The organism is Oceaniferula marina (assembly GCF_013391475.1).
In the GTDB taxonomy this organism is placed as follows: Bacteria; Verrucomicrobiota; Verrucomicrobiia; order Verrucomicrobiales; family Akkermansiaceae; genus Oceaniferula; species Oceaniferula marina.
This window is the reverse complement of the sequence record NZ_JACBAZ010000004.1, coordinates 730,256-751,232: the sequence shown is the minus strand read 5'-3', so window position 1 is coordinate 751,232 and position 20,977 is coordinate 730,256. Positions and strand designations below refer to the sequence as shown.

At 50.5% G+C, this 20,977-nt stretch carries 10 protein-coding genes; 5 read left to right on the top strand and 5 right to left on the bottom strand.

Features of this window, described 5'->3' with window-relative positions:
* Positions 1–112 precede the first annotated feature (112 nt).
* The 4 genes from HW115_RS13155 (at position 113) to HW115_RS20105 (ending at position 8,946) form a co-directional block, all read left to right on the top strand.
* Positions 113–2,473, top strand: coding sequence for a LamG-like jellyroll fold domain-containing protein (locus tag HW115_RS13155; protein ID WP_178933330.1), 2,361 nt, complete (start codon positions 113–115; stop codon positions 2,471–2,473).
* 317 nt (positions 2,474–2,790) lie between these two features.
* The gene (locus HW115_RS13150; protein ID WP_227021486.1) at positions 2,791–4,218 is read left to right on the top strand and encodes a hypothetical protein; all 1,428 of its coding nucleotides are present in this window, start codon (positions 2,791–2,793) and stop codon (positions 4,216–4,218) included.
* Positions 4,219–4,232: 14 nt separating this feature from the next.
* A complete protein-coding gene (locus HW115_RS13145) occupies positions 4,233–6,437 on the top strand; it encodes a sodium:solute symporter family protein (protein ID WP_178933328.1) in 2,205 nt (734 codons plus the stop codon).
* A 310-nt stretch (positions 6,438–6,747) separates the two neighbouring features.
* A complete protein-coding gene (locus HW115_RS20105; protein WP_178933327.1) occupies positions 6,748–8,946 on the top strand; it encodes a discoidin domain-containing protein in 2,199 nt (732 codons plus the stop codon).
* A gap of 75 nt (positions 8,947–9,021) precedes the next feature.
* Here the strand turns inward: HW115_RS20105 and HW115_RS13135 are convergent, their stop codons facing one another.
* From HW115_RS13135 to HW115_RS13120, 4 genes are all read right to left on the bottom strand, one after another.
* A complete protein-coding gene (locus HW115_RS13135; protein ID WP_178933326.1) occupies positions 9,022–12,273 on the bottom strand; it encodes a CBM96 family carbohydrate-binding protein in 3,252 nt (1,083 codons plus the stop codon).
* A gap of 148 nt (positions 12,274–12,421) precedes the next feature.
* Positions 12,422–13,036 (bottom strand): PEP-CTERM sorting domain-containing protein, encoded by a 615-nt coding sequence (locus HW115_RS13130; RefSeq protein ID WP_178933325.1) that lies wholly within the window; start codon positions 13,034–13,036, stop codon positions 12,422–12,424.
* Between the two features lie 206 nt (positions 13,037–13,242).
* A complete protein-coding gene (locus HW115_RS13125) occupies positions 13,243–13,965 on the bottom strand; it encodes a PEP-CTERM sorting domain-containing protein (protein WP_178933324.1) in 723 nt (240 codons plus the stop codon).
* Between the two features lie 248 nt (positions 13,966–14,213).
* Entirely contained in the window at positions 14,214–15,395 is a 1,182-nt protein-coding gene (locus HW115_RS13120; protein WP_178933323.1) for an AraC family transcriptional regulator, read from the bottom strand.
* A gap of 447 nt (positions 15,396–15,842) precedes the next feature.
* Here HW115_RS13120 and HW115_RS13115 point away from each other — a divergent pair, with 447 nt between their 5' ends.
* Positions 15,843–18,608: a hypothetical protein gene (locus tag HW115_RS13115; protein WP_178933322.1), complete on the top strand. Its 2,766-nt coding sequence runs from the start codon at positions 15,843–15,845 to the stop codon at positions 18,606–18,608.
* 173 nt (positions 18,609–18,781) lie between these two features.
* Here the strand turns inward: HW115_RS13115 and HW115_RS13110 are convergent, their stop codons facing one another.
* Positions 18,782–20,677, bottom strand: a complete 1,896-nt coding sequence (locus tag HW115_RS13110; protein WP_178933321.1) for an ABC-F family ATP-binding cassette domain-containing protein — start codon at positions 20,675–20,677, stop codon at positions 18,782–18,784.
* Between the last annotated feature and the right edge of the window lie 300 nt (positions 20,678–20,977).

Sequence of the window (20,977 nt, the reverse complement as noted above, 5' to 3'; positions counted from 1 at the left end):
TCTCTGACATTGTGAAATAGAGGCTGATGACTAATATACACACTATTACATCGCCTCTGATAGAGGCCTTGTTACTCAAGGTCGTTATGAGCGGTTCATTGACAATATAAATATGATGATCAAACACAATTTGAGCAGCTTGCTGGTGCTCAGCCTTATTAGCGCGGCATCGGCAAAAACGATTCATGTTTCTCCAAGCGGAGATGATCGCAATGCAGGAACGGCATCCAGTAAAGTGCGTTCATTGCATCGAGCTCAGGTCTTGGTGCGAAGCTCTCGGGTGTCGGCACCGACTGAAGCTGTTACGGTGTTGGTTGGTGCCGGTGTGTATCGCTTGCCTCAAGCTCTCACCTTCGAAGCTGCTGACAGCGGTTCAGCGCATGCACCCGTGACATGGAGAGGACAAGGTGTTGTCAGCTTGAGTGGTGGCAAAGTCATTTCCGGGTGGGAGGTTGCACAAGACGGGGTGTGGAAAACCAAGTTGCCTGACGTTGCCGCCGGCAAATGGAATTTCCGTGATCTGTATGTCGATGGCAAGCGCGCTATCCGGGCTCGGACGCCCAATCGTTCCGAGAAACATTACGCACGTAAGGTTCTAGGCGCTGGGCATAGTAAGGATGGCAAAGAGCAAACGATCCAAGTTGAAGCCAAAGATCTCCAACAATGGAAAAATATGCAGGATGTGGAAATTGGAGTGATTAAGAACTGGGCCAGTTTCCATAAAAAAGTGGATCGGGTTGACCCCGCCACCGGGAAGGTGTGGCTGAAGCCTCCCCATGTCAATTACCGTGGATCCAATCGTCCTAGACGAGGCACGTATTATTGGTTTGAAAATGCTCTCGAGTTTCTGGATGTTGCAGGTGAGTGGTATCTCAACCGGAAGTCTGGAGAATTGTATTATCAACCCATCGACGGCAAAAATCCTAATCAATCAGAGGTGCTTGCTCCTCGGTTGACTCACTGTTTACAACTCCAGGGTACCCAGGAAAAGCCAGTTCAGTTTATTCGTTTTGAAAACATCATCATAGAGCATAGCAATTACCTTCTACCCGAACAGGGCCATCATGGACGACAGGCCGCATTCCAGTATTGGGATACCGATACCAAAAAGAAATACCACGATGGTAAATGGAACGGGCTTCCCAGTATGGTTGAGGTGGAATATGCCAAAAACTGCCAGTTTTCTCACTGTGTGGTCAGGCATGCCGGAGCTGGCGGGATCGAAGTGAAAAATGGTTCGGATGGCGTGAGTGTGTCTCGTTGTAAAATCTATGACACCGGTGCCAATGGATTTGGGGTTGGTGGACATAATGATGAAAAAATATGCCCTAAAAATACAAGCCTGACAGACAGTCATATTTATCATGCCGGGCAGACCTATTTAGGGGCTTGTGGTGTATGGGGTGGTATTGCTCGGAATACCCGCATTATGCATAATGAAATTGAGCAGCTTCCTTACAGCGGCATTAGTATCGGTTGGGTGTGGACTCACGATCCTAGCGCAGCTCATTCCTACCATATTGAACATAATCACGTACACGATGTGATGCGGGAAGTTTCAGATGGTGGTGCATTTTATAGTTTGGGGATTATTCCGGAAACAACTATTCGCTTCAATCATATTCATGGTGTAAAGCGCGGTCCCTATGCGCATGCGTCCCCTAACAATGGGCTATTTCTCGATGAAGCATCCGACGGTTTTTTAATCGAAGGCAATGTGATTTACGGGACGGCTGGAAGGTCAGTGCGCCATAACCGTAACAAGCCGTCATGGCACGTTTGGAAAGACAATTATTTTGGTGGAGATTCTCAAGGGTATCAATTGGCGAAAGGCAAATTAGGAAAGGCGTGGGCTGGTGGCGCGGCTAAAAAAGTGAATCACGCGGCTCATTTGGATCCCTCCGTTTTTACCCTCATGGGATGGGTGAAATTTGACGAAAAAAGGAAAAAGGAAGAAGTTCAGTGGATTGTCGGAAAAAACAAAAACGATTGGGCTGAGGGGAATTTCGGTCTTGGAACGATAGGTGATCGAGCGGTTGCATACCTAAACATCGGGGGAGGCCGGGCAAATAAACATACGGTATCAATGGGAGAAAAGAAGAAGCTGGTTCAAGGGAAGTGGCATCACCTGGCGATGAGTTATAACGGATCTGAGCTCGTTCTTTATGTCGATGGTCAGGTGTCGGGTAAAAAAACCATCGGTAAGCAGCGTAAGTCTGGTTCTGGCGCTTTGGTGATAGGTCAACGCCCCGATAAGGGCTATCGGTTCAATGGCTTGATAGATGAGGTCCGTTTATATGCCAAAGCGCTGACACCGGGAAACCTCAGCACGCTTGCTGCAAAGGCTGAAGAAGATCCATCTCCGGAAAATCTGGTCGACCTCTGGGATTTTAACACATCCGACCCCGTGAACGATGCGGCGAAAACGATCGAAGACATTAAGAAGTCCGCGGGTATTCGCCCATTGAAATAAAGTAATCATTGGCTGTAAATCAGATGACAACTAGTTCATTCCACATTTTGGATTATGTTCACCATAATCCTGGTGAAGCTCCTTTTAGATCAGACTTTTTAAGCCCTACCTTTTTGTTGAAGCGAGGGTTTAACGGGCAAATTTTAAACGTACATGCACAAGCCATCGCTACTTTTGAGTCGATAGATCCCGAAGTTTGCCCGCCCGATTCCGAGCTGCAAATATGGGCTGATCAATATGCCGAGCATATACGCAAAGAGATCGCTCGCACCAAACAGTCAGGGTTGACCTGTTATGCCTGGACCGATTTTGTGGTCATGCCGCGGACGCTCATGCAGCGTTACAAGGAGGAGATTGTGAGTGAGATCAAAACCGAGCATGACGCTGATGTGAAGGGTGAGTTTTCACCTGATATCCATCAAGCTTTTGTGCAAAAATTGGTTCGCACCCAGATCGATGAAATTTTTGAAAAGCTGCCCGAACTTGACGGCTTAGTGGTCAGAGTGGGGGAAACCTATTTACACGATATGCCGCACCACACTGGAGGTGACCCGATCGTCAACGGGGTGGAAAGCCACTTGGTGATGTTGAATTTGTTACGCGAGTGCGTGTGTGTGAAGCATGGAAAACGTTTGCTGTATCGAACCTGGTTGAGTGAAATCGATGAGGATGCTGAGCAGTATCGCGATGTTTCAGCACGTGTGGAACCCCATCCTCTGCTCATGTTGAGTATCAAACATTGCGTTGGAGACTTTCATCGAGCCCACACATTCAGCCCTCCCCTGGGGATTGGGCAGCATCCGCAAATTGTCGAGGTGCAATGCCAGCGTGAGTATGAAGGGAAGGGGGCTTACCCTAACTATATTGCTGACGGCGTGATTAATGGATTTGAGGAATATGATTATTTGATGCCTAAAGGGAACACTCTGAACAATCGCTGCTTGCGTGATCTGCTTCAGTCTCCTCAGTTTGCGGGAGTTTGGACGTGGTCGCGTGGTGGCGGTTGGAAAGGACCGTATATCCAAAATGAATTTTGGTGCGATGCCAATGCCTGGGTGATTGCCCAGTGGGGTCGGAATCCAGAATCCGACTGCGATGATTTATTACGTCAGTTTTTTGCTGAACATGGATTTAATCAGAGCGATCAAAATGCTTTGCTTGAATTATCTCATCTTTCGACCAAGGCCGTTTTACGTGGTGTCGCCTCAATCAAAGGAGGTCATAATACGTTATGGACCCGGGACCATTACATCGGTGGAATTGAAGATGAGGGGGGATACATGGATCGAGCGATCACGGAGATCGTGCAAAATGATCGGGTAGAGGAGATGATTGCGGAGCGGGAATCCTCTGTGATTCTATGGAAACAAATCGTTAAACTCGCAGACTCGTTAACTTCTGGATCTGAGGAACTTCGTGAATTCATCCGGGTGAGTTGTCGATATGGATTGTGTTGTTATCAGGTTTACCTGGAAGCCTGGACAGCCATGCTGATTGAAAAACAAGCGGTTCTTACGGATCAGCCAGTTCCATGGGATCGGATTCATACATCGATTGTGAAGTATGACAAGGCGTGGCAGCGATGGCATCTGCTTCACAAGAACCATCCTCTGTGTTCTTCGCTTTATCAAGATACGTATTGCGAATACGTTCGAGATCAGGGGATGATTCCCAGCACGGGAGTGGGTGATTCCATGTCGAGATACCGTGAAGCCATCGCTTCTGAAACTGTAACTTCATTTTAATTAAGAAAATAGAGATGTTTGGATTAGGAATCGTAGATTTGGTTGTCATCGCTGTCTATTTTTTGGCGATGGTTGGGATTGGTTTTTGGGCGATGTCCCGGATTAAAAACCAAGAAGATTTTTTTCTCGGAGGGCGGAGAATGGGGAAAATTATTCAGATTTTTGCCAACTTTGGACAAGCGACCTCTTCTGATACTGGCCCTTCTGTGGCGACGACCACCTATCACAATGGGGCCGCGGGTATTTGGTCTGCTTTGATGATGGTTTTCGCAACGCCGTTTTTTTGGTTTACTTCGGTTTGGTACCGGCGGATGCGAGTGATGACGCTGGGCGATTTTTTTACCAAGCGTTATCATTCCAAAGGGATTGGTGGAGCCTACTCGGCCTTGATGGCCGTGGGCTTGTGTGTGCTTCTCTCGTTAGGTTTTATTTCGATGTTAAAAACCGTTCAAGCGCTCACGCCGAAGGCGGAAAGTGAACTGACGGTTAATGAAAAAGCTGAGTATGCCAGAGCTCTGGAACTAAAGTCATTAGAATCGATGGATGCCAGCTCTTTAAGTGTGGCAGAGAGCACGCGATTAGAGAATTTACGTCAAGAAGCGCCTCGGCAGGTGTTTTCTCACATGAACAAACACATCCTTGTTTGGTCGATCGTGATAATCGTTTGCCTCTATTCCATTGCTGGAGGATTGGAAGCTGCGCTTATCAGTGATTTGATTCAAGGCGTGTTCATTTTGTTGTTATCGGTGATGCTGATTCCATTTGCGGCAGATCAAATCAACGCCATTTATGGAGGCACCGGGTTGATGGGGGCATTTGAGGCATTGCATGAACAGAAATCGATGTCGTTTTTTCAGATTTTAGGGTCACCCAAGGCGATGGATTTTACCTGGTATTATATTGCCGCCATCGGTTTTATGGGGCTGATCACCGCAACGGCTCAGGCGAACACCTTTGTTACTCCAAGTTCCTCCAAGGATGAATACTCGGCGCGCTTCGGAATGACCTTCGGGATTTACCTCAAGCGTTTAGTGACCGTGCTTTGGGGCGTGACTGCCATGTTTGCGGTTCTGCTTTTCGCCGATAAAATGACCGACCCAGATTTGCTGTGGGGCTACGCTTCTCGTGAGTTATTGGGGCCCTTGAATATGGGCTTGATTGGTCTGATGATTGCAGCACTTATGGCGGCCCTCATGTCAACAGCCGACATGATGATGATTACGGCATCGGGATTGATCACCCATAATCTATACCGGCCTTTATTTCCGAATAAATCTGAGAAGCATTACGTTGCCTTTGGCCGTTGTGTTGGGGGGCTGGTTGTGTTGGGGGCTGCGGTTTTGACCTTGGCGAGTGATAGCGTTTTGGGGCTTCTGAAGCTTTGGTGGGAGTTTGGAACGGTATTTGCGGCGTCTCTATGGATGGGGATTTTATGGAAAAAAACGACATCGAAGGCGGTGTGGGCCCAGATGACGCTGAGTACGATCTTCTTTTTTACGCTGCCACTCCTGTCGCCCCTCGTGCCAGGTCTCAAGACGAATGCGTATCTCTTAAAACAAACAGAATCACGATCGATTGAGCAGGTTTACCCGCGGGCAACCCAGGAAGATGTCGATCGTCAGTCTGCTGCCATTGCCGCGTATGAAAAGCTGGCTCCTGAAGATCGGTCATCGGCGCCACCGGATGTTATCAAGCTCAATGAACCATGGAGCAAGAGCTATTTAATGCCTCGTAAGAGCGTGTTTTGGACAGATGGTATCGAGGTGGAAACCTTGGACGAGGGAACGGAAGTTGCTCAAGGAAAAGGTCGCTTGAATGTTCTACTCGTCGTCATCGATAAAATGGGATTTGATTTAAGTGCTAACCCGTATGCTCTGAACGAAACGATCCGGGTCTTATTGCGCACATTTCTGCCTTTCGTTTTACTGATTATTGTGAGTCTCATGACGCGCCGCAGTAAGGAAGAGGAGGAAGCCGCAGATCAAACAGCCGCTCGTATCCTCACCCCTGTTCTTGCTGATGGAGATGAGGATGCCCAATTAGTAGCTCAGCATGAAAGTGATCCTTCCTTAGTGGACGACCATAAGCTGTTTGGTCCGAACTCTCATTGGACATTCAGTAAGTGGAACAAGGTGGATGCTATCGGATTTGGCATTAATGTGTTGGCTCTGCTCGCGATCATCGGCTTTCTTTACTTTGTTGTCGGGTTGGGAGGCTAACTATTTAATCGCTTGAATCGAGTTGAAGTGAGACATATAGAAAACTCTTTGAGATGCTTGAGCGTGTTTCATGGCTTTTCTATTCGGCTTTGTTCAATTATGGTTTCTGCGTCTGAGACGGGCACCAACTTTGGCGGTTGGGTTAATCCTTGTGCTCTAGATTTTGTTAGTAATTAAAGACATCAATTATATGATCGATAAGGCATCATCAAAAATTACGCTCGTCCTGCTGTTGAGCTTCCTACACTGCCATGGCGCAGATTTGTACGTGGATCCAGTAAGGGGGGATGATACTAATAAGGGAAATAGTGTGGAGCAAGCGTTTCAGTCGATCGAGGCTGCCCGTGACTACATCCGTAAGCATTCACTCAATAAGAATCTGGACAGCGACTTGGTTGTGCACCTGCGAGGAGGACGATACGAGGTTGCCAAAACGCTCGAATTTGATGGCAAGGACTCCGGTTCAAACACCCACCGAGTGATCTACCAAAAATACCGTGACGAAAGCCCGGTGCTGTGTGGCGGTGTGCGCATCACTGGGTGGAAGAAAGTGGATGGACAAGCTTACTACGAAGCTGATGCAACGGCGGCCTTGAAACGCGCAGGCTACTTTCGCCAACTCTACGTGGATGGCATTCGCTCACTACAAGCGCGGTCTCACACCTATGTGAAGAATACCCATAAAAAATTCTGGGATGACCCGTCCACCCCCGAGCGCTACGATGGTGTTTGGCTTCCTAAACGTGATTATAAAAACATCGAAGACTTGCAGCTATTCTATGCCAAGGTTTTCAAGGTTGGTTACATGCATGTTGACTCCATCTTACCCGCCGAAAACGACGACGAGATGATTGTCAAGATGGAGCAACCGGATTTTCAATACTGGGCTTCCTGGGACAATGCTCGGGCCACTCCGACGATGGAATTCCGAGTGCTCAATGCGATGGAAGAACTCGATGAGCCTGGCGAGTGGTATGTCAATCGTAAGACGAAGAAGATCTATTACTACCCGACCACGCCAGCTCAAGATATGTCCAAGGTCGAGACATGGGCACCGGCCACAGAGTTTCTTCTAAAGGTGAAGGGTGATGCAAAATCCAAGGCTTCTGATTTGAGTTTCAAAGGGCTCACCTTTCGTTATGGCAATTGGATGGCCCCCGAAACGATGATGCTTGGGCGCACCCAGGCCGAAATCTTCGATAAATACAAGAGCGAGATCCCCGGCCAGATCATCCTCGACCACACCGACCGAGTTACCATCCGCGACTGTCGCGTTGTGCATCAGGCTTCGGTAGGCGTTCAGCTTTACGAAGACTGCGACGACACTCTGATTGAGGGTAACGTCTTTTACGATCTTACCGCCGCGGGCGTCAGCATCGGGCGCTGGTACCACAACAAGAAGGAGTGCCCGGCGGAAAACATCTGCCGCAATACGATGGTTAGAAATAACATTGTTCGCAGCACGGGCCGCGATTATGATCAGGGCACTGGCCTTAACGTGTTCATTGCATACGATTGCAAGTTTCATCACAATGATGTGTCAGACACCTCTTATACTGCCATCCACGCACGCATCGGCGACAGTGGGCATGTTCGGGATGACATGGGCAAGATTGAATTCAAGTTCAACAAAGTTTCAAGGGCTCAGGTTGCTGGTCGCTATGGAATGGATGATGGGGGGCATCTCTATCTCCACGGCCGCTATCCAGGTAGCGTGGTTGAAGGGAACTACTCGCGCTTTCATAGCACTAAAGGGCACGGCTGGGAGTTTTATAGTGACAACTGGTCCCACACCATTCATTGGCTCAACAACGTGAGCCGTGATAGCATCCACCCGAAACCGGTTTGCTGGAACTGGCATGGAGGTTCAAAAGGTGTGGTTTACGAAAATACTTGGGCTGAAAAGTCTAATTTGGTCGGCAAAAAAACTGCAGGTAGGGCCAAACTCATCAACTACGTTCAGGTGAAGGATGGCCAGTGGCCTGATGAAGCAGTTGCTGTCATGGAAAATGCTGGTCTTCAGCCGGCTTACCGACACCTTCTCAACTCAATCTACGGTCACGAGAGTCTTACTGAAAACAAGCCAGCATGGGCATCTTCTTCTTTGAGCTCGAAGCACGGCGCGGAGACGGCTTTCGATCGGGATTGGGATACTTTTTGGCACACGAAATCAGGCGGTGACGGAGCAGGCTGGTTGGCTGTCGATTTAGGAAAAAAATTTGTGATTCAGCGGTTAGAGATCCTTCCTCGTCAGAACATGTTTCAAGATCACACGCGCAAGAACTTCGTGATCGAAGGTTCCAATGATCGTGATTTCAAGAAGCCTACTGTTCTGGTCGCTCGTAACGATGTGACTTGGTATCATGGTACGCAGCGACACCCCTCTAACCTTTTCGAATGGTATCTTAAACCCAAGCAGGGCTTCCGCTTTTTACGAGTCAGGGCTCTCAACGACGCCGGGAGCTTTAATCTGGCTGAGTTCAACGTTTATGGATATTTGGCACAGTAGAAGAATTGCATCAATCAATACACCCACGTTATCCCTTAGTCGGAAGTGGGAGAAATGAGTGGCTGAACCAAAGGCTTACGGAGTGAATTTTTCTACCCGATAAAAAGATTGATCTGCCAGTGGCGGTGAAGGATCTGAAAGATGGATGATTCCGCTTGCCGAGGTGAACGGATGACCGATTACGGTGTCGAAAGAGGTCAGGTCCGGCGAGCGTGTGACGATGTATTGTTCCAAAGGATCGAGCCCGGTGATGGTGATATCGAGCGTCGGACCATTAAAGCCAATGTCCTCGATTTTAAGATTGTTGGTTGGGGTGCTGAATTTCAGCCGTGGAGCAGAGAGTGACGGGTGCTCACGCGACGCGATGCTGGTGTTGATGCTGTCACCGCTGGTGCTGCGAGTGAGGATGAAGCTGACTTGACCGTCGGCATCAGCCAACAGGAAGGTATCCAGAGCCTCTGAGGAAAAGCTGAGTATTTCTCCACTGACCTGGGCTTCGGTGACGGCAAGGCTGCCGAGTGAGGTGACGCGGGCAGAATCGAGTGCCGTGGCAGAGCTTGTGGTATTTGCGGGGGCGTTGTTCCAAGTGATGGTGGCTTCGTCCCAGGATTCTTCCGCATCACCGTCGTTGAGTCCGTAGACCAGCCACGTTGATCCAGCGGTCCAGGAGCTCACGGCAAATTGAAGTTCAGCCAAAGGCGTCGTGTTGAGGGAGGCTCCGGACAGGTCGAATTTCAAATACCCCTTGCGGTGAATGCTGGTGGTGGGGGCATTCTTTACAACAAGGGTGCCGGCATCGCCGTAATTGGTGTCGGGGGTCCCGCGTTGAATATAGGCATCGGAAGTGGCGTCAAGGGTTTTTCTGGGTGGTGTGGGTGGTAGGAAAAGGGTCACATACTCATCGCTGCTTCCCTCTCCGGAGGCATTTACGGCAGCCACTTTGAAATAGAGGGTTTGATTGGAAAAGGTGTCTGAATCCAAGAAAAAAGGAGAGGTGACTCCTGTGGCGATGACGTTATAAGGGCCGTCTGCGGAGCTTGCACGTTTGATGGTGTATGAATGGGCGCCGGTTGAGGGTTCCCAGGCAAGTTTCGAATTTCCGTAGCCGTGAACGGTGGCCGTTAGTTGGGTCGGAGCCTCCGGAGCCTTTTGGAGTTGGTGTCTGTAAACTTCCAGATAGTCGATGCGAGCTGCAGAGCCAGCTCCGGCGGTGCACTCGATTCTCAACACCTCACCTTGCTTCAGTGGGACTCCGCGCGTGATAAAATGGCGGATTTGTAGTCCTGTATCTGCCGGCGTGGTGGCTGATGCCCAAGCTCCGACTTCAACTCCGTCTGCTAGAAGGCGGAAACTGGCAGAGGTGGTGGGTTCCGCCAGATACGCCACATGAAGATTGTAGGATCCGTCAACGCCAGTAAAAACGGTCTCAGCCGTGCCGGTGCCAGACTCACAGATCGCCCCCTTGTCGTTCGAGTATGCTGAGCCGTTGGTGACCGTCATGGAATCCAGGGTCATCAACTCTGCTTCGGCTTTCAGAGGTAAGAAATAGTCCGCCTTGTTACCTGCATAATTGACGATGGAGGGGTCCGCGGAAGTGATGTTGGAAATGAAGTTGCAGTGACGGGAGCGCGAAGGATAGAAGATGGCTTGTGTGCTATCGACTGTGGCGTTGTGCTCGAAGGTGATGAACTCGCTATTGTTGTCGGCGTAGAGTCCCGCCACCGGCCAGTTTCCTGTGAGCTTGCTGGCTTGCAGGGAGGAGCTGAAGTTGTCGACCACATGGGTTCCCTGTTGGCGGCTGAGCGTGTAGAACGCACCGCCATCATCGTGGAGTTGCATCACGTGATGGACGTAATTGTTACGGAAAATGTTGTCTTTCATTCCAACATCCACAAACCCTCCCGACTGACCTCCGGTCTGGGTCGCCATGTATGGGCTGTGGCAGATTTCATTATCAGCGACAAGCAGCCTGTTGACGAAATAGGACACAATCCCGATGCCATTACTGTATTCCTGCCCGACACGAGAAATGCGGTTATTGAGTATCTTGATGTTCGCGCAGGCATCGCCTGGGGCAAGGTTTTTGACTCCGTCGTCGTGGACCACGATGCCATTTCCCGCGATCCGGTGGATCATGCAATTGTGAATGATCGAGTCGCTTACGCCTTTGTCCATGGAGATGGCATTCGAGCCGATATTCTTAAAAGTGCATCCGTCGAGTTCCAGCGCCTCCGCATACCGTGCGGTTACTGCTCCTGTTTTAATCGCTCCACTGACCTCGCGGGTGGCCTGAGTCATTGACGCCCCTTGCTCGCTGGGAGAGATCCAGCCGGAATGGGCGAAGGTGACATTTTGGAAGGAGATATTGCTGATGATGTCGGACGCGGATGTTCCGCTGAAGCTGACGAGGGTTTCCAATACCCCGGCCTCGACTGTAGCGGTAGCCAGGTTTTCCCCGGGGCGGGGGATGTAGTAGAGATCACCCGTGGTGGTGTCATGGAACCATTCTCCTGCAGCATCGAGAAAATCGATGGAGTTTTCGAAATAATAAGGAGCATTCGGCCAGAAGCTATCCCCTTTGGCGAAGAGGAAACCCTGCTCCGGATCCTGGAATGTCACATAGGCATTGCCATCCGAAACGGTGAATGATGAGATCCGACTGCGGTAGTGATACCAATGAGGCATCATGACCATCTCTACTGAGGTAAGACCCGACCATGAGCTGATTTTGGATGCCTCGATCTTGATTTGTTGATTGGAACTCGAGGCGCTTTTTACCTTGTAGTAGCTGCCTAGCGTTCTGTCATTGGTCTTGTTTGGCATGCGGGCGCGGACGCCAGCTTGTCCATTGATATAAAGTTGGCGGAAGTTGCTGCTGACGCCACTTTTCCGGTAGATTCCAGACGTGGGCTTGGTCAAAACCCAGCCTCCGGACAGGTCAAGCCCTCCGCTGACTACTGGTGTTTCTCCTGCCGCAGCCCGGTAGATGACGCGAAACCCATTGGATCCAGAATCTCCTGAATCCAAGGCAAGTGTGTTCTGGGGACGAAAGGTTCCGCCGTGAAGTTCGACGACAATATCGCCGGCCATGTTGTCATTGACGGAGTCCACCACCTGCCGGGCATTTTCCAGTGTACGGAAGGCTGTCTCGAAGGTTAAACCATCATTGGTATCATTGCCGGCAGTGGGATCCACATGAAAAACGGCTTGGTTATCGGCAGTTGATTCACCACTTTCTGATGCTAACGCAGACGGTAGTGCGACTCCCAGGGTGGCAAACAGAAATGTGATAAACTCGAGTTTTTTGGCTGAAGCGGATAAGAGCATGGTTCTGTGGAGAATGAGTGGGTCGAGATCGAAGAAATGATGTGTTTGCAGTCGATAAAAAAACCACCTCCTTGAGCTGCAAGGAGATGGTTTTTTGAGAAAACGGGGAGAAAGACGATCTCCTTAATAAGATACACTTGTCAGTGTGTTACTTGCGACGGCGCAGGATGAGAGCAACGCCCCCAAGTCCGATCAGTGCTGCAGATGATGGTTCGGGAACGGCCGTCAATGTAAGATCGTCAAATCTCGAGGCCGCGTAGCTTGAGCTTACATTATCGTAATCAAGTCGAACCTGCCATGCGACTGCGGTGTCCACATCAATACTGAGTCCACTGGCTCCGCCAATTTGATTCCACCCAGTCGCTTTGGTTGTAGCTGTCACAGAGTCATACTCCGTTGTGTAACCAGCATCTGAATAAAGGGTTAGCGTTACCGTGGCGTTGTCTGTATCATCGGAGCCAAACCATCCTTCTAAGAGCAAGCTTGTGGTTCCAGCGTCAATGCTTCCTCTTTGCCAGAGGTTTCTATCGCCTGTGTCTCGAGCTCTTACATATTGATTAGTTGCATCGCCACCGATGCCATCGGTATTTTTATAGGCTCTATAATTACCAGAGCCACTCCAGCCTGTTGGTTTGCTGATATTATTGCCATCGCTGTCTCCAACATCTGGCAAACTAAAGTCGCCGTTGGTTAACATGGTCGCTCCTTGGGCTACGGTCGCGGTCGCCGCGATGACGAGAGTGTGTTTGAGTATGTTTTTCATAAGCAAAGATTTGTTTTTTTTGCGAACTCAATGCTATGAGTTAAATGATGTGATTGTCTATATTGAGACGTTTATAAATTATTACCATTTGTCCCAACTTGATGGTCTGGATGGCTGCCGATAAAAAAACCCATCTCCTTGAGTTACAAGGAGATGGGTTTTTGAAATGAATACAATCTTCTTAAAGGGCATATTTGGTCAATGAGTTACTTGCGTCGACGCAGGATCAGGGCAAGTCCACCGAGGCCAAGTAAGGCGGATGATGAGGGCTCAGGAATGACGGTTACTGTCACATCGTCGAAATGTAGTTGTGCGGTGGTCCCGGCACGGTTTTTAAAAGATAGGTAGAGTTGATCGAGCGAGCCAGTGTAGGTAGATGGAAGCGTTACGTCCACAGTTTTAGATTCAAAGGTATTGGCTGGCGCACCAGAGTTTGCCCCAGTCACCTCAGCCAGAAAAGCGTCTGACAAATCGGCATTCGGGTCGGCGGTGTCGCTGGCGGCAGTATATCCAGTGCCGTCTCCTGCATATAGACGGACGCGGTGGTTCCAGTTCGTTCCTTCATTGGTTCGGCGCGTTAGATCGTAAGTGATCCGGATGGTCTGTCCAAGGTTAGATGTGATATCACCGATGGACTGACCCGCCTCATTGTTGATGCCTTGGAGGTGTAGCCAAGCAAAGTGCTCTGGGGCAGTGGTATCATCCGTGACCGAAGTTCGGGTATCGCCAATGACACCTACTGTGCCACTTACGCCGGTTGCTTGTATCCAATCGGTCGGAGCTGTCGTTTTAAAATCACCGGAACCTGTCAGGGTGTTGATCTCCATGTCGCTGTTGGTGATGATCAAAGCTGCCTGAGTTTGGGGAATGATGACGGCACTGGCTAAAATGACCAGAGCTCTAGATCTGCTAATGATTGTTTTTTTCATATTTTTTGGTTTCGCATTTTCCCAGTAAGAAGGACGGATGTGGTCGGTGATTGAGCTCTCCATGCGCTCTCAAGCTCCCAGACGTCTACCCAATAGACGTTTTAACTGGATTTGATTCAGGATAATCAACTTTCTTGTGTGGTGTCTATGTCGACACGTATAAAAAACATGTCAATTTGTCCCATTTGGGTTCATAAGTGCTTGCCCTAGAATTAATTATTAATGATTGAGGTTTGCCGAAGTAGAGCTTAATGCTGCTGGCTTTTTCTCCATTGCGAGGGGGATTGCCCTTCGACCCGGGAGAATGTGGAGCTAAAGGTGCTTTGGTTGGAAAATCCACACATTTGAGCAATTTCACTGACACTCATGGATGAATAGGCGATGAGCTCTTTGGCTTTATTGATTTGTAACCTGAGTATTTCTTCCGCAGGAGGGTAACCTAGATATTTATCAAACTCTCGATACAGTTTACTGCGACTACAATTGGGAAAAGCTGATAAAATGCTGGATACGGATATACCATTGAGAGCGTTTTTTCGGATATACCGGATGACGTCTTTCGTTTGTTGGTTCATACCCTGCGGTAAGCCTGTCGAGCTTCGCTCAATGATGGGAGGCGCTGGGAGGTTGATCCTTCCAGTTTGGATTTTTTCACCTTGGAGGATGGCTTGATGAATCAGCTGAAGAGCCTTATAGCCGATGAGTGGTCCCGCACTGCGGATACTTGAAACGGGTCGTTCAGTAAATAGGCAAGCTTCGTCATCGGATTCCGAAAGGATGGATAATTCATCAGGGATGGAAATGTTTAATTCGGCTGCCGCGCGGCTTAGTATCAAGGCGGAAAAGCCACCCGAAGTCAGGATTGCAATGGGTTTGGGCAATTCAGAGAGCCATTGTTTTAATGCATGGCTCGTGGGGAGTTCTTCAGCCGAAAGCATGTTTTCCGGTGGCTCGGATGCATGTTGAAAGCAATCCATGCCATGCGCTGCTGCTGCCAATTGTAAATGCCTATAAACCTCATCTTGTGATACAGTATTGGCTGAACGTAGTAGACCGATATTTTTGAATCCTATACGGTTGAAATAATCAACGGCTTTGTGGGCAAGGGATTCGAGGTCGATGGCGACGGTCGGGATGTCGGGAGACAAGATGTCCGGGTGGATATTGCATCGTGGAATGTCCGTAGGCAGGCTGTTTTTGATCTTAGTATATTCGTTTGTATTTAACCCGAGAATCAGACCAGAGCAATCGTGGTTCTCTAATTTTTTGGGAATCAGTGTTTCCAGATCGGAGAGTGTTTGAAAACGAAGGTCTTTTAACCGGAGATTCAATTGCTCCTCTCCATAGTTCACCATTCCCGCGACGGCTTCATAGGTATAAAACTTAAATCCTCTAGGGCAGAGTAATCCGATTGTATGGAGCGCTTGCATGGTGTTAAATATGAATCACAGCCATCCCATAGGAGAGGCAAAGCATTGAAGGGGTTGGCGGTCGATCCCACTTCGATCGGCCTGTGAAAAAATATAAACCAACCAAGGAAACGCTGCCAGTTCTGACCCAGCTCTGCAAGTTCATTCCACCGGTCCTTGTTGCTCTGGGGTCTCGGGGCTCTCGTGTTGAAAATGACTGTCCGTGTTGAAAATGACTTGCGAAGCCCTATCTGTCTGCTAGATTTTTAGTCTCGCTCATTGGCATTTGGTTGATTGGCGGGAACAAAATTAAATAAAATTCGATATCATCTTCAATAAAAGCCGATCGATTTGCGTCGAATGGAGACAAGCTGGGATGATGCCGGGTAGAGCCGGAAGATGCCCACTGATTCACGACTACCCATTGTATTACACTCACAAAACGCCCAACCTATAACTCCAACTACCATGAAAACGATGACGATTAGTAACCTGGCAAACCGCTTGCCCTATCGAAACCCCTACCCATGGGCACTTTGTGCCGCGCTTGCGAGTACGGTGGTCTGGCTTTTCTCCCCGCTGCGTGCAGCCGATGAAAAAACTCCGACCCCGGCAGCGGCGGCAGAAGTCGATTTGACAGAATCCACTTACCCGCAAGTGTTTGATGCCAAGACGCACGAGATCACCAAGTACCAGCCGCAGATTGATGAGTGGAAGGACTTTAAGCTGTTGAAAGCCCGGATGGCGGTGGCTATTCAGAAAAAAGGATCGGAGGAGGAGCCGAAATATATTTCGATTGAATTTGAAGCGGACACCGTGGCCGACCGGGAGGAGAATGTGGTGCATATCGGCCCCCGGAGATTACGAAAATTGATTTTTGTGGACGCCAAGGATGCGGCCGAAGAAGCGGAGTTAAAAAAGATCTTGGCGTTGTCAGGAGATGGGCAGACGCCGCTGAAGGTGAATTTGGACGATATGGTGGCAAGTGTTGAACACTCAGAAGTGATGAACCGGGACATCAAGGTGAACCTGGACCCTCCGCCCATCTTTTACTCAGAGGAGCCTGCGATTATGGTGACGTTTATGGGAGAACCCGACTTCAAGGCGATTGACCCCAAAACGAACAAAGTGCTTTTTGCCCTCAACACGAACTGGGACCTGCTGATGGACGTCGAAAGTTCCACTTATTATCTGCTTATTGAGGATGGTTGGATCAAAACTCAGGACATTCTCAAAGGGCCGTGGAGTGTGGTGGATTCCTTGCCAGCTTCGTTTTCCAAGTTGCCTGACGATGAGAACTGGTCAGATGTGCGCGCCGCGCTCAAAGCAGAACCCTTTGAAGCTGTTCCCAAGGTTTTTGTCTCCAAGCAGCCGGGCGAATTGATCGAAACCGAGGGGAAACCGAATATGACACCGATCAGCGGCACCAAGCTACTGTTTATTTCGAATACGGAAAGCGATGTGTTTTTTCTCTCGTCGGACTCCTATTACTACTATCTCGTGGAAGGGCGCTGGTTCAAATCCAAGACGTTGACGGGAGGCTGGGTCGCAGCTACTCTGGACTTGCCTGATGAGTTTGCGAAGATTCCCGAAGACCACGAAAAAGGGTACGTCCTGGCTTCCGTGCAGGGTTCTCCGGTAGCTGAAGAGGCCGCTGTTCTTGCTGCTATTCCAGAAACCGCGACAATGAACCGAGATGATGCCACACTTACCGTGAGCTATGACGGCGAGCCCCAGTTTGAGCCAATCAAAGGTAGCTCGGATGTGCAGTATGCCATCAACACAGAAAATGATGTGTTTCTGACCAATGGAAAGTATTACTGCTGCTATCAAGGTGTCTGGTTTGTCGGGAGCTCTCCCAATGGCCCATGGGCACTGTCTGATGAGGTTGATAAAAACATCTACACGATACCTGCGGACAACCCACAGCACAATGTCACCTATGTGCAGGTATACAATAGCACACCAACAACCGTTCAATACGGATACACCTCCGGATACACCGGTCAGTATCTCTTCAGGGGATTACTGGTCTTTGGGGCGGGCTATTGGTTGGGGCATAACTCCAGCCACCACCACTACCATTGGTATCGACCCAGTTATATTGGCTGGGGCTGTGGTGCTCGTTGGGGGTGGCATGGTGGATACCATCGCCCTTGTCGTTGGGGATATGGTCCCTATGGTGGTTGCGTGCGGCCTGTGCATTACCATCGTCATGGTGGATACCGACGTCCCGTCCATTATCACGGACACCACCGTCCGGGGCATCACCGTCCGGGATATAACCCGTGGAAGCCTGGGCACCGTCCAGGTCATGGCAATCGTCCGGGTCACCGCCCTATTGCCCGTCCTATGCCATATGGCTCATGGGGGGATAAGGCAAAACTGGACAACCGTATGGCTAGAGACCGTTATAACAAAGCCCGTGACAAAAGTTTGCGTCCAGTGACCCGTCCATCTACCCGTCCCAATTTACGTCCGGGAACTCGCCCCGGAGGTAAGCCCGGCACTGGCCCAGTGGCTCGTCCCGGCACTCGCCCGGGAACAAACCCAGGAACGAAGCCCGGCACCCGCCCGGGAACAAACCCGGGGACGAAGCCTGGCACTCGCCCTGGAGTGACCCCGGGAAGACCGTCAACACAACCGGTCACCCGTCCTAGTACGCGCCCGGATGTCTATGTCGGCAAAGATGGTAAGATTTACAAAAAGGATAAAGGAGGACAGTGGCAGCAACGCGATAAATCGGGGTGGAAAGACACCAAGATCGCTGACCGCCCAAGTACCCGCCCAGGGAATAATCCAAGCACGCGCCCGTCAACACGTCCTGGCAATCAGCCAAGCACGCGTCCATCGACCAAGCCGAGCACCCGTCCATCGACCAAACCGAGCACACGCCCGTCGACCAAGCCGAGCACGCGCCCGTCGACCAAACCGAGCACACGCCCGTCGACCAAACCGAGCACGCGCCCGTCGACCAAACCGAGCACCCGTCCATCGACCAAGCCGAGCACGCGCCCATCGACCAAACCGACATACAAGAGCACACGGAGCAATGGTAGTAAGTTGCATCATGATAGTCGCTCCCGGAGTCGGGCTTCTTCGAGTCGACCCAGCTACAGCCATAGTAAGGCAAGGAGTTCGAGTAGTTCACGGAGTGCCAGAAGCCGGACCAGTTCCAGTCGCAGTCGTAGCAGTGGTGGCTCGCGCGGTGGCGGTGGTGGTCGCCGGCGTTAGTGCGATTCATTAAAAGAAGCGCCAAGCTTGCCTAACTCATTGTAGGACAGGTTTTCAACCTGTCGGCAGGCTTGGGAGTTATCAAGTCGAGCCTCGCTCAAGCCTTGGGTTGTCGACAGGATACAATCCTGTCCTACATTCCAGCCACCGAGGTTGTTTCGTGGGGGATGAGGTTATGTCTTTTCGGCTGCCAAGCGGATAGCCTCGAGTTCCTCCCACCGTTGGTAGAGTTCTGGGACATGGGCTTTGGCTGCTTTGAGCTCCTGTTCGAGTTCCTGCCAATTGTCGCCGTGTTTTTCATAGAAGTCGGGCGCATCAAAAGCCGCTTCTAATTTGGCCACTTTTTCTTCGGCTTCCATGATGGTTTCTTCCATCGATTCAAGTTCGCGTTCTTCGGCCCACTTGAGTTTGCGCGGGCGTTCCTTGCGTGGGGCTTTTTGTTTCTTTGTTGAGGTGTTGGATTGGGTCGTCTGCCGGCTGTCACGCTCCTGTTTTTTCTCGAGATAGTAATCGTAGCCGCCTACCTGGTGGTGGACGACGCCATTGCCTTCGAAGGCGAGAATATCGGTGCAGACGCGGTTGAGGAAATAGCGGTCGTGGCTCACTGCGATCACGCAGCCTTTGAAGCCGGCGAGTGCTTCCTCCAGTAGTCGGAGTGTGTTGAGATCGAGGTCGTTGGTTGGTTCGTCTAACACGATTACATTGCCGCCCTGCTTTAAAATTTTTGCGAGCATGACACGGCTGCGTTCACCACCGCTGAGGAGATCGATTTTGGTATTGATGCGTTCTTCGGTAAAAAGGAACCGGCGCAAGTAGGCACGTAGACCGAGGGTTTCGTCACCCAGGCGGACGGTTTCTTGTCCTTCTCCGACTTCTTCGAAGACCGACTTATTGCCATCGAGTAAAAGACGATTTTGATCGATGAAATTGACTTCTGTTTTGTTGCCGATTTCAACCGTGCCACTACTGGGTTGTAGCCGGCCTAACAATGTATTGATCAGGGTGGATTTGCCCATGCCATTGCGGCCGACGATACCGAGTCGATGTCCTTCTTCCAGTTTGAGATTGAGACCGGTAAAGAGTGCAGGTTTGCCGTCATAGGCCATGCTGACGTCTTTGGCCTCGATGATTTTGTTGCCGAGTTTTGGTGGCACTGGGATGATCAGATCCACATCGAGTTCTTGTTCGGGTGCGTCTTGGTTGGCCACTTCGAAGTAGCGATCCATACGGTCCCGAGATTTGGTGGTTCTGGCCTTGGGCCGGCGGCGAACCCAGTCGAGTTCGCGGCTGAGGAAACGTTGGCGTTTGTGCTCGTTGCGGGCCTCCGCGAGGTCGCGCTCCGCACGGCTGAGGAGATAGTCGGTGTAGTTCCCTTGGTAGCTGTCGCACTGGCCGCGGCGGATTTCGACAATCCGGGTGGCAATGCGATCCAGAAAGTAGCGGTCGTGGGTGACAAACAGGCAGGCCCCCTGGTAGCGCGCGAGAAACTGTTCGAGCCACTCGATCGATTCGGTATCGAGGTGGTTGGTTGGTTCGTCCAGAATGAGAAAATCCGGGCGGGCAAGCAGGGCCCGGCAGAGTGCGACCCGGCGCTTTTCTCCGCCGGAGAGTTCGCCGACGATGCGCCCGGCTTCAGGTGCGTGGAGGTGGCTGAGCAAGCTTTGAGTCCGGTGTTCGAGGTCCCAACCGTCGTGGTGGTTGATCAGATCGAGTAGTTCGGCACTGCGCTGGCTGTCAGCAGGTGTGTTTTCATATTCCTTGATCAGGTCGATGACAAACTGGGCCCCGGACAGAACGTTGTCGTGCACATTGGCGTCGTCATCGAGCTCGAATTCCTGTGGGAGGTAGCCGGTGATCAGCCCTCGTTTGCGGGTGAACTGGCCGCTGTCTGCCACGGATTCACCTGCAGCAATCTTGAGGAAGGTGGATTTACCGCAACCGTTGCGGCCGACCATGCCGATGCGATCGCCGTCGTGGATGGCGAGCGTGGCTCCGTCGAGCACGGTATGAGAACTGTAGCGGACGACGAGTTCACTGGCACTGGCGATGGATTCAGCTGCGGCGGGCATGGCGGCATGCTATAGACGATGGGAATCAAAGGCCAAATACCAAATACATCAAATTTGAACCACGGAACACACAGAAGACACGGAAAAAATAAATGAGAATGTTGGCCTTTTCACTTCTACAAATCGAAACACACAATGAGAAGTAAGCTATAAGCTCGAATCCATCTTGCTTCTAATCTTGTCTTTTCCGTGTCTTCTGTGTGTTCCGTGGTTTTTTCGTTCCTTGTGTGTGATTTGTGGTGCGCATTTTCTTGTGCACTTCGGGCTTGCGGGATTACTATGGGTGCGTAGTCTCCGCGC

Bases quoted from the DNA above. Each gene is read 5' to 3' on its own strand.
- HW115_RS13155 (WP_178933330.1), top strand. From the start codon at position 113: ATGATGATCAAACACAATTTGAGCAGCTTGCTGGTGCTCAGCCTTATT.
- HW115_RS13150 (WP_227021486.1), top strand. From the start codon at position 2,791: ATGCCGCGGACGCTCATGCAGCGTTACAAGGAGGAGATTGTGAGTGAG.
- HW115_RS13145 (WP_178933328.1), top strand. From the start codon at position 4,233: ATGTTTGGATTAGGAATCGTAGATTTGGTTGTCATCGCTGTCTATTTT.
- HW115_RS13135 (WP_178933326.1), bottom strand. From the start codon at position 12,273: ATGCTCTTATCCGCTTCAGCCAAAAAACTCGAGTTTATCACATTTCTG.
- HW115_RS13130 (WP_178933325.1), bottom strand. From the start codon at position 13,036: ATGAAAAACATACTCAAACACACTCTCGTCATCGCGGCGACCGCGACC.
- HW115_RS13125 (WP_178933324.1), bottom strand. From the start codon at position 13,965: ATGAAAAAAACAATCATTAGCAGATCTAGAGCTCTGGTCATTTTAGCC.
- HW115_RS13120 (WP_178933323.1), bottom strand. From the start codon at position 15,395: ATGCAAGCGCTCCATACAATCGGATTACTCTGCCCTAGAGGATTTAAG.
- HW115_RS13115 (WP_178933322.1), top strand. From the start codon at position 15,843: ATGAAAACGATGACGATTAGTAACCTGGCAAACCGCTTGCCCTATCGA.
- HW115_RS13110 (WP_178933321.1), bottom strand. From the start codon at position 20,677: ATGCCCGCCGCAGCTGAATCCATCGCCAGTGCCAGTGAACTCGTCGTC.